Origin of the sequence: Bacteroides sp. CAG:633, assembly GCF_000435115.1 — a bacterium.
In the GTDB taxonomy this organism is placed as follows: Bacteria; Bacteroidota; Bacteroidia; order Bacteroidales; family Bacteroidaceae; genus Bacteroides; species Bacteroides ndongoniae.
This window is the reverse complement of the sequence record NZ_FR883148.1, coordinates 16,533-24,624: the sequence shown is the minus strand read 5'-3', so window position 1 is coordinate 24,624 and position 8,092 is coordinate 16,533. Positions and strand designations below refer to the sequence as shown.

The 8,092-nt window shown below is 49.4% G+C and carries 7 protein-coding genes; 3 read left to right on the top strand and 4 right to left on the bottom strand.

What is annotated here, in order from left to right; translation table 11 throughout:
- On the bottom strand, window positions 1–947 hold a 947-nt coding region (locus QVP67_RS14255), incomplete at its 3' end, for a DUF4861 domain-containing protein (RefSeq protein ID WP_288180262.1).
- 256 nt (window positions 948–1,203) lie between these two features.
- Here QVP67_RS14255 and QVP67_RS14250 point away from each other — a divergent pair.
- Together QVP67_RS14250 and QVP67_RS14245 are read left to right on the top strand one after the other, a co-directional pair.
- Complete coding sequence (locus QVP67_RS14250) at window positions 1,204–2,061, top strand: enoyl-ACP reductase FabI (RefSeq protein ID WP_022164224.1); 858 nt, start codon at window positions 1,204–1,206, stop codon at window positions 2,059–2,061.
- A gap of 113 nt (window positions 2,062–2,174) precedes the next feature.
- On the top strand, window positions 2,175–2,879 hold the full coding sequence (locus tag QVP67_RS14245) for an SAM-dependent methyltransferase (protein ID WP_022164223.1): 705 nt from the start codon (window positions 2,175–2,177) through the stop codon (window positions 2,877–2,879).
- On the opposite strand, the gene QVP67_RS14240 is transcribed toward QVP67_RS14245, so the two are convergent.
- On the bottom strand, window positions 2,845–3,963 hold the full coding sequence (locus QVP67_RS14240; RefSeq protein ID WP_288180261.1) for a hypothetical protein: 1,119 nt from the start codon (window positions 3,961–3,963) through the stop codon (window positions 2,845–2,847). The two genes, QVP67_RS14245 and QVP67_RS14240, sit on opposite strands and share 35 nt — an antisense overlap.
- Window positions 3,964–4,264: 301 nt before the next feature.
- Here QVP67_RS14240 and QVP67_RS14235 point away from each other — a divergent pair, with 301 nt between their 5' ends.
- Entirely contained in the window at window positions 4,265–5,497 is a 1,233-nt protein-coding gene (locus QVP67_RS14235) for an MFS transporter (RefSeq protein WP_288180260.1), read from the top strand.
- 97 nt (window positions 5,498–5,594) lie between these two features.
- On the opposite strand, the gene lipA is transcribed toward QVP67_RS14235, so the two are convergent.
- Together lipA and QVP67_RS14225 are read right to left on the bottom strand one after the other, a co-directional pair.
- Window positions 5,595–6,455: a lipoyl synthase gene (lipA, locus tag QVP67_RS14230; protein WP_022164220.1), complete on the bottom strand. Its 861-nt coding sequence runs from the start codon at window positions 6,453–6,455 to the stop codon at window positions 5,595–5,597.
- Window positions 6,456–6,510: 55 nt separating this feature from the next.
- On the bottom strand, window positions 6,511–8,092 hold a 1,582-nt coding region (locus QVP67_RS14225), incomplete at its 5' end, for a S9 family peptidase (protein ID WP_288180259.1).

Genomic DNA, 8,092 nt, shown 5'->3' with positions numbered 1-8,092 from the left:
CAGCTGCCGGTCAGTCCTCGGTGGTCGCTGTAGGCAACGGTTTCGTTGCCCATGATGTTCTGTACGCCGGTGCAGAACACCTCTTCGGCCAGCGGATGCGAGAACGAAGTCTCGATGCGCAGGTCGCGGTGTCCGGCATACAGAATGTACCGTTGGGTCATGTCGAGGCAGCTGCCCTGATACTCCCACCCCTGCACTTCCACCTCGACAACGGCGCGCACCGGACCGTCCGCCAGGATGCGCTCTGTCCGGGTGGCCACCGGGGCGATGTGGACAGCCTTCTGTCCGTCCCAACCCTTCAGGGTGCCGATGCCGCAACTGTTGCCCACCATCAGCACGTCGTCGCCAAATCCTCGTGCCAGCTGTTCGTCGGTGGGATAGAACCGGCTTTCGGTCAGTTCCAGTCTTGGGGTAAACTTTCCGTAGGGGTCGATGGTCTGCTTTTCGTTGAAGTAGATACGGTAGCCCACTAATTCCGATTCGAACATGGGTCCGTGGCCATATACCATATTATAGAAGTTCGTCGTTCCCGGCACGGTGACCGACTGAACCGGGGCATGTTTCCCCTTCTTGGCATCGCGTATCAGCAACTGGGCCGATACGCGGGGCGCATAGGCTTTCTGTGGCAGGCTGTCGGACAGCGTGATGCGGATCTGCCGGGTGCTTCGGGCAGGCATGTCGATGACGAAGGCCAGCTCGTCGGCCGTCCGGTCGCCGTCTAAGTCGTCCAGTTGCGAAGGTATTTCTTGTGTGCCGTCCTTCACCGTGGCCGACCGTACGGCGAAGTCCACATTCAGTTCGTTCAGCCTGACGACGACGGGTGCGTCTTTCTGTTGGCGAGTCCACGTGTTTCTGAGTTCTAAGTTGACAGTACGGCTTTTCTCGGCAGCCGCACCGAAGGCTGTAGCCCCCAACAGGCCCAGCAGGATGAGGATTTTCTTTTTCATGGTTTCGGCGTATGATGTCTTTTCTTGTAAAATCTGCTTTGCGGACGGACTGCCTTCGTCGTCTGCCGTCTGGTGGTCCCTCCGCCCTGTATCAGGTGTATTTACCCTGCAAAAGTAGGATTATCCGCTTTGTTTTTGGTGGACAAATTGAAGAATTAGGTGGATTTTTTGTCTTTTGGTGCTTTCTTTCAACAATTTTCGATAGACTTCCGGATAAACTCACTATCTTTGCAGCCTCAAATTTAATTAATGTAGTATGAGTTACAATTTGTTGAAAGGAAAAAGAGGCATTATATTCGGTGCTCTGAACGAGCAGTCCATTGCCTGGAAAGTAGCAGAAAAAGCAGTAGAAGAAGGTGCTGTAATCACTTTGTCGAACACACCTGTCGCCGTGCGCATGGGCGAAGTATCGGCATTGGCCGACAAGTTGCATTGCGAGGTGATTCCTGCCGATGCTACCAGTGTGGAGGATCTGGAGAATGTCTTCAAGCGCTCTATGGAAGTATTGGGCGGCCAGATCGATTTCGTGCTTCATTCCATCGGTATGTCTCCCAATGTGCGTAAAAAACGTACGTACGACGACCTGGACTACGACATGTTGAGCAAGACGCTGGATATCTCAGCCGTCTCTTTCCATAAAATGATTCAGGCAGCCAAGAAGATGAATGCCATTGCCGAATACGGTTCGATTCTGGCATTGAGCTACGTGGCTGCACAGCGTACATTCTACGGCTACAACGACATGGCCGACGCCAAGGCTCTGTTGGAGTCTATCGCCCGCAGCTTCGGCTACATCTACGGTCGCGAGCATCATGTACGTATCAATACCATCTCGCAGTCGCCTACCATGACTACAGCCGGTTCGGGTGTGAAGGGTATGGACAAACTGTTCGACTTTGCCAACCGCATGTCTCCGCTGGGCAACGCATCGGCCGAAGAATGTGCCGACTATTGTATTGTCATGTTCTCCGACCTGACCCGCAAGGTGACCATGCAGAACCTGTATCACGACGGAGGTTTCTCCAGCGTAGGTATGAGTCTGCGCGCCATGGCTACCTATGAGAAGGGCCTGGATGAGTATAAGGACGCAAACGGAAATATCATCTACGGCTAAACGCCGGATGTTTCATAACAAGGGTGTGTCAGTGCGCGATGCGGCCAGTGGCCGCTGTCCGTCCTGGCACAGCCTTTTTTCTTATTATTATTCTTTATTTCAGTTGAATCAGAATGGATACAGCGCTTTATCTTTTGCCCGTCACGCTGGGTGATACACCGGTCGAGACCGTGTTGCCGGCTTATAATAAGGAGATTATTTTGCAGATACGCCACTTTATCGTCGAAGATGTGCGTTCGGCACGCCGTTTTCTTAAAAAGGTGGATAAGGGTATCGATATCGATTCGCTGACATTCTATCCGCTGAACAAGCATACATCGCCCGAAGCCATATCGGGCTATCTGAAACCACTTGCCGAAGGGCAGTCCATGGGAGTCATTTCCGAAGCCGGTTGTCCGGCTGTGGCCGATCCGGGAGCCGACGTGGTAGCCATTGCCCAGCGCAAGGGGCTGAAGGTGGTTCCGCTGGTAGGGCCTTCTTCCATCATTCTGTCTGTCATGGGTTCCGGATTCAACGGTCAGAGTTTTGCTTTCAACGGCTATCTGCCCATCGAACCCGCCGAACGGGCCAAAAAGCTGAAAGCTCTGGAGCAGCGGGTATATGCCGAACACCAGACACAGTTGTTCATCGAGACCCCTTACCGGAACAATAAGATGGTTGAGGATATTCTGCACAATTGCCGTCCGCAGACGAAGCTCTGCATCGCAGCCAACATTACCTGCGAAGGCGAGTACATCCGTACACGTACCGTGAACGAATGGCGCGGCAAGGTGCCCGATCTGTCTAAGATTCCTTGTATTTTTCTCTTGTATAAATAATGCCTTTCAGGTGCTCGTATTCGTATTCGAAGCACTCGCTGAAGTAGTTCATTCCCAGATTCTGCTCTATTTGGGACAGTGTCCATAGCTTGGCTCCCCTGAAATTGCTGTCGCACAAGGCCGAGTCGTCTTCTACATCGAGCAGGAAGAGGTAGACCAGACGGTTGGTTTGCTGGTTTTCGTAGTGATACTTCAGGTTGAAGCAAAGGTGTTTCTTCCAGGATTCCGGAACGTTCTTCTTAAGAATGCGTTGCACACACTGTTCCAGTGTCTCGCCATATATCAGGTAGTCTTCCATCAACAGGTCAGTCTTGTTGGCATCGTAGTTACTGCATTGGGGACGCGGACGGAGGAACAGCATGCCGTGCGACGCTACGGCTATACGCACTACGGGGACAATGAAGTCGCGTCGGCGGTTGACTACATCGGCAGCCTGTATTTTTCCGGTTACATCGCCCCGTATGTTGACAATGGGGAGGAAAATGGTATGCTGCATCATTCTGTTGAAATAGAGGATGCCGAACTGGTTGAACAGCATACCGGCTATGAACACGGCCGGGGGAGTGATGCGCAACAGGAAGAGCCCTGTGGCACTGTGGGCCGGACTGTTTAGCAGATAAGCGGCAAACAGACCAAGAAAATGCAGAAAACCGAAAAGCAGAATGACTCTGGAGGATACGATGGCGGCTTCGGCTCCTTGCGCATAAAACTGTTTGCAACATTCTGACGACTTGCATTGATAACGCCTCAGGAAACGTTTGCGGTTCAGAAATATGAGGAAAGGAACTAGCAGGCAGCATCCTTCGATCATGAGTGGGAATAAAAGGTCGGAACAATAGTCGGCAGTAAAAATACCGATAACGGCCAACAGTGTCAGCATGGTTGTGGTAGCATATAATATGATTTGAGGAATATACGCTCCCTTCCGGAAATAGCTGTGTAGACTGGCAGCTATTCCCGTTGCAGCACCGGCGTATACCGATATGTCCTGTGAGGCGAAGCCGCTGAGCAATATGGCTATAACGGCTGGAAGAAATCCTACGGACATGTTGAACTTGGATGATAAGACTCTTTGTTGACCCATAACTCGTATGATTCTGCTTTTTACGTATAACACAAGCAAAGGGACAATTGTTTTTTCTTTTTCTCTGTTTAGACTGCATCAAAGTAATTTTTCATAAGAAGAAACTCATTCTTTTTAGGATATTGTAATATATGGATGCTGGTGAGTATCTTTTCTCTATTGTTTTGGGTGCGTGTTGCTGTATAGGCTTATCGTTATTACCGATAGATTCTATCGAAAATATGAGTTTTTCAGATATATACCTTTTTTGTTTAATGGTTTACTTTTGCTGCATCAAAACTTGAAGAGAGGAGGACATAATATGAAAGCCATGCTTCGCACACCTATAGCTACGGATAGCCGTAAGAGATTCCGGACCATACGAAACTGTATGTTCCTGTCCGGCTTGTCTGTCTTTGCACAGTTGTATCTTTTTCAGCCGATGCTCTCCGAGTTGTGTGTGTTTTTCCATACCGATCTTGCCAACAGCAGTCTTGCGGTGTCAGCTTCTACGTTAGGGATGGCTGTCGGTTTGTTTTTGTTTGCTTTTAAAGCGGATGCTTTTGTACGTGAGCGGCTGATGGGAATCGGATTACTGGTTTCTGCCGTTCTGACTTTGGCATCTGCCTTTATTACCGTATTCCCCTTGCTGCTTGTTGTCGGTTTTCTGAAAGGCATAGCTTTGTCTGCCGTGTCGGCTGTAGCTTTGGCCTATCTGACGGACGAAGTGGACAAACCGATGATAGGACTGGCAATCAGCCTATATTTAAGTGGTAATACCATTGGGGGCATGTCCGGGCGTGTGGCAGGAACTCTTCTGTCCGGATGGGTTGGGTGGCAGTATGCAGTGGCTGTGATTGGAGGAGTAAGTTTGGTATTAGGGTATTTCTTTATCCGCAAGATTCCCGCATCCGGTCATTCGACAGTAGTTCCTATATCCTTTAAAGAGAAAATCAGGCAAATGAAGTCTTTGCTGCTTCATCCGCAACTCATCTGCATGTATTTAGTTGCTGCATTGTCGATGGGTACATTTGTCAGTGTGTACAATTATTTGTCGGTTTTGCTTGTTTCACCTGCATTCGGGCTTTCGCACGAGGTGGTGGCCATGATATTTATGATGTATACGGCAGGGGTAGCCGGTTCGCTCGTTACCGGCCGTTTGTCCGACAGGTACAATCCGGGGATGTTGTTGCAATGGGCACTCTTGCTGATGTGTGTAGGGCTTGTATTGCTGTTGGTGATGCATCTGGGCGTGCTGATCCTGGGGTTGGGACTGTTTACGTTCGCATTTTTCGGTGCTCATACAATGGCCAGCCGTATTGTATCGGCTCATGCTGCTTTTGCCAAAAGCACTGCTACCAGCATTTACTGGCTGTTCTATTATGCAGGTTCCAGTCTGATTGGTTCGCTGACGGGTATCGTGTTTGCCCGATATGGATGGAACCTGTTTGTCGAACTGTTGCTGGCGCTGACAGTCATGGCATTGGCCGTTGCCGTTGCTCCGGTTGCACACGTATGGTATTCGCGATTTCGCGTACAAGTAGCCCGCAATTAATAATTCAGTATATGATTAATCGTTTGAGAGACCGATTGTTTATTACCAATTTTAATTTAAAATGAGTTTTATGCAAGGGTAGGACTCTTATGGATAATCATCGTTTCTTCATAGCCAATATCTGTTTTTCGGCATGATAAGACGAACGTACCAGCGGAGCACTTTCTACCTGCGTAAATCCTTTATCCAGTCCTGTCTTTTTGTATGCGGCAAATTGCGCCGGTGTGACGTATTCGGCCACCGGATAATGTTTATGGCTGGGTTGCAGGTATTGACCGATGGTCAGGATATGGCATCCGATGCGTCGTAGGTCGTCCATCAGTTCTTCTACTTCTTGCGGTGTCTCTCCCAAACCGACCATGATACCCGATTTGGTAGTGATGCCGCTTTCGGCTATCTGATGCAATACCTCCAGGCTCGTGTCATAGCGTGCTGCGCTACGTACCAGCGGACTGATACGCCGTACCGTTTCCATGTTGTGCGAGATGATGTCGGGCTGGGCTTCTATAACCTGTTCTACCAGCTCTCTTCGTCCCTGGAAGTCAGGAATCAGCACCTCAATGGTTGTCTCCGGATTCTGTCGCCTGATTTCCCGAATGGTTTTTGCCCAATGAGCAGCTCCAAGGTCGGGCAGGTCATCACGGTCTACCGAGGTGACAACTGCGTGCGACAGTTTCATCAGCGAAACAGATTCGGCTACGTGTGCCGGCTCACCTGGGTCAAGGGGCAGAGGCTTCCCGGTCAGCGTATTGCAGAATTTACAGCTTCGGGTACAGATGTCGCCGCCTATCATAAAAGTGGCAGTCCCTTTTCCCCAACATTCGCCCATATTGGGACAACGGCCGCTACTGCAGATGGTGTGCAGGCAATGGGATTCTACAATACGTTTGGTTTCGGTGTAGCGTTCGTTGGCACCGATATTTATTTTCAGCCATTCGGGCTTGCGTACTCTTTCCATTTCGATGATTGAGATTGATGATAGATAATGGAGAATGATTCATTCTCCATTAATCTTAAAGGTTATTTTTGAAGAAATTAGTCAGTTTGGTGTACAGGTGCAGACGTGTATTACCGCCGAAAATACTGTGGTTCCGGTTGGTGTAGATTTGCATGTCAAACTGCTTGCCCAGCTGAACCAGCTGTTCGGCATATTCAGCACAGTTCTGGTAGTGTACGTTGTCATCGGCCATACCATGTACCAGCAACAGGTTTCCGCTCAGTTTGTCGGCACGTGTAATGGCCGAAGAGGTTTTGTAACCTTCTCCGTTTTCTTTGGGAGTACGCATGAAACGTTCGCCGTAGATGGTATCATAATAGTTCCAGTCGGTGACGGCTGCTACTGCTACACCCGCTTTGAACACCGGTCTGCCTTCGCTCATGCTCATCAGTGTCATGTAGCCTCCGAAGCTCCATCCCCAGATGCCGATACGATTCTTGTCTACATACGGCAGCGTACCCAGATAGAGGGCTGTTTCCACCTGGTCGCGAGCTTCTTTTACACCTAAGTTCAGGTAAGTACATTTGGCAAATTCAGCACCGCGTCCGCCTGTGCCACGTCCGTCTACACAAACTACGATGTATCCTTGCGAAGCCATATAGTTCTCCCAACTGATGTTGAAGGCATCCTTCACCTCTTGCGATCCAGGGCCGCTGTATTGGTATTGAATGACAGGATACTTCGTGGAAGCTGAGAAATTGGCGGGTTTCAGCATCCAGCCATTCAGTTTCACTCCTTCCGAAGTCTGGAAAGTGAAGAACTCCTTCTGTGGCATCTGGCAGGCTGCCAGTTTCTTCTTCAGCGAAGCATTGTCTACCAGGGTGGTCAGTACTTTTCCTGTATTGTCGTTCAAAGTGATTACGGTAGGAGTATTGGCATTCGAATAGCGGTTCATGAAGTATTTCATGTCCGTACTGAATTGTGCACTATTGGTTCCTTCTTTAGTAGACAGCTTGATCTTCTTGCCCTTACGGTCTATTTTGTAGACTGCTGTACGCATCGGACTTTCTTCATTGCTTGTGAAATAGAAGGCTCCCTCTTCGGGTGCATAACCTAAGAATTCTTTTACTTCATATTGTCCGTCAGTCACCTGTTTTACCAGATTACCTCCCATACTGTACCAATATAGGTGGTTGAAACCGCTGCGTTCGCTGACAAAACTGAAGTGTTCGGGGTAGAAAACAATATTGTCGAATACGCTTTCGTTGATATAGGTATCACTTTCGTCGCGCAAAGCCAGTTTGCAGACCGTACTGCGCGGATCGCCGAAGTACAGGTCAAGACGGTTCTGGTGGCGGTTCAGTGTCATGATGGCCAGTTTGTTCGGGTCTTGTGTGAAGCGGATGCGGGGAATGTATCCATCTTCGTCCAATGGAACCTGCATCTTACGGGTTACTTTCGTCTTGATGTCGAAAGTGTGTACGCTTACTTTCGAGTTAGCTTCGCCTGTCTTGGGATATTTGTAGGTGTATTCACCCGGATATTTTTCGAAAGCACTGATGTGCGGAGCCTGTCCGGCAAAGAGGGGGAAAGAGTAGGAGGGTACCTGGCTTTCATCGAAGCGGATAAAAGCCAACATTTTGCTGTCAGCACTGAAC

What these genes read in the sequence shown, in the direction of transcription:
- QVP67_RS14250 (WP_022164224.1), top strand. Translation starts at nt 1,204, where the DNA reads ATGAGTTACAATTTGTTGAAAGGAAAAAGAGGCATTATATTCGGTGCT.
- QVP67_RS14245 (WP_022164223.1), top strand. Translation starts at nt 2,175, where the DNA reads ATGGATACAGCGCTTTATCTTTTGCCCGTCACGCTGGGTGATACACCG.
- QVP67_RS14240 (WP_288180261.1), bottom strand. Translation starts at nt 3,963, where the DNA reads ATGGGTCAACAAAGAGTCTTATCATCCAAGTTCAACATGTCCGTAGGA.
- QVP67_RS14235 (WP_288180260.1), top strand. Translation starts at nt 4,265, where the DNA reads ATGAAAGCCATGCTTCGCACACCTATAGCTACGGATAGCCGTAAGAGA.
- lipA (WP_022164220.1), bottom strand. Translation starts at nt 6,455, where the DNA reads ATGGAAAGAGTACGCAAGCCCGAATGGCTGAAAATAAATATCGGTGCC.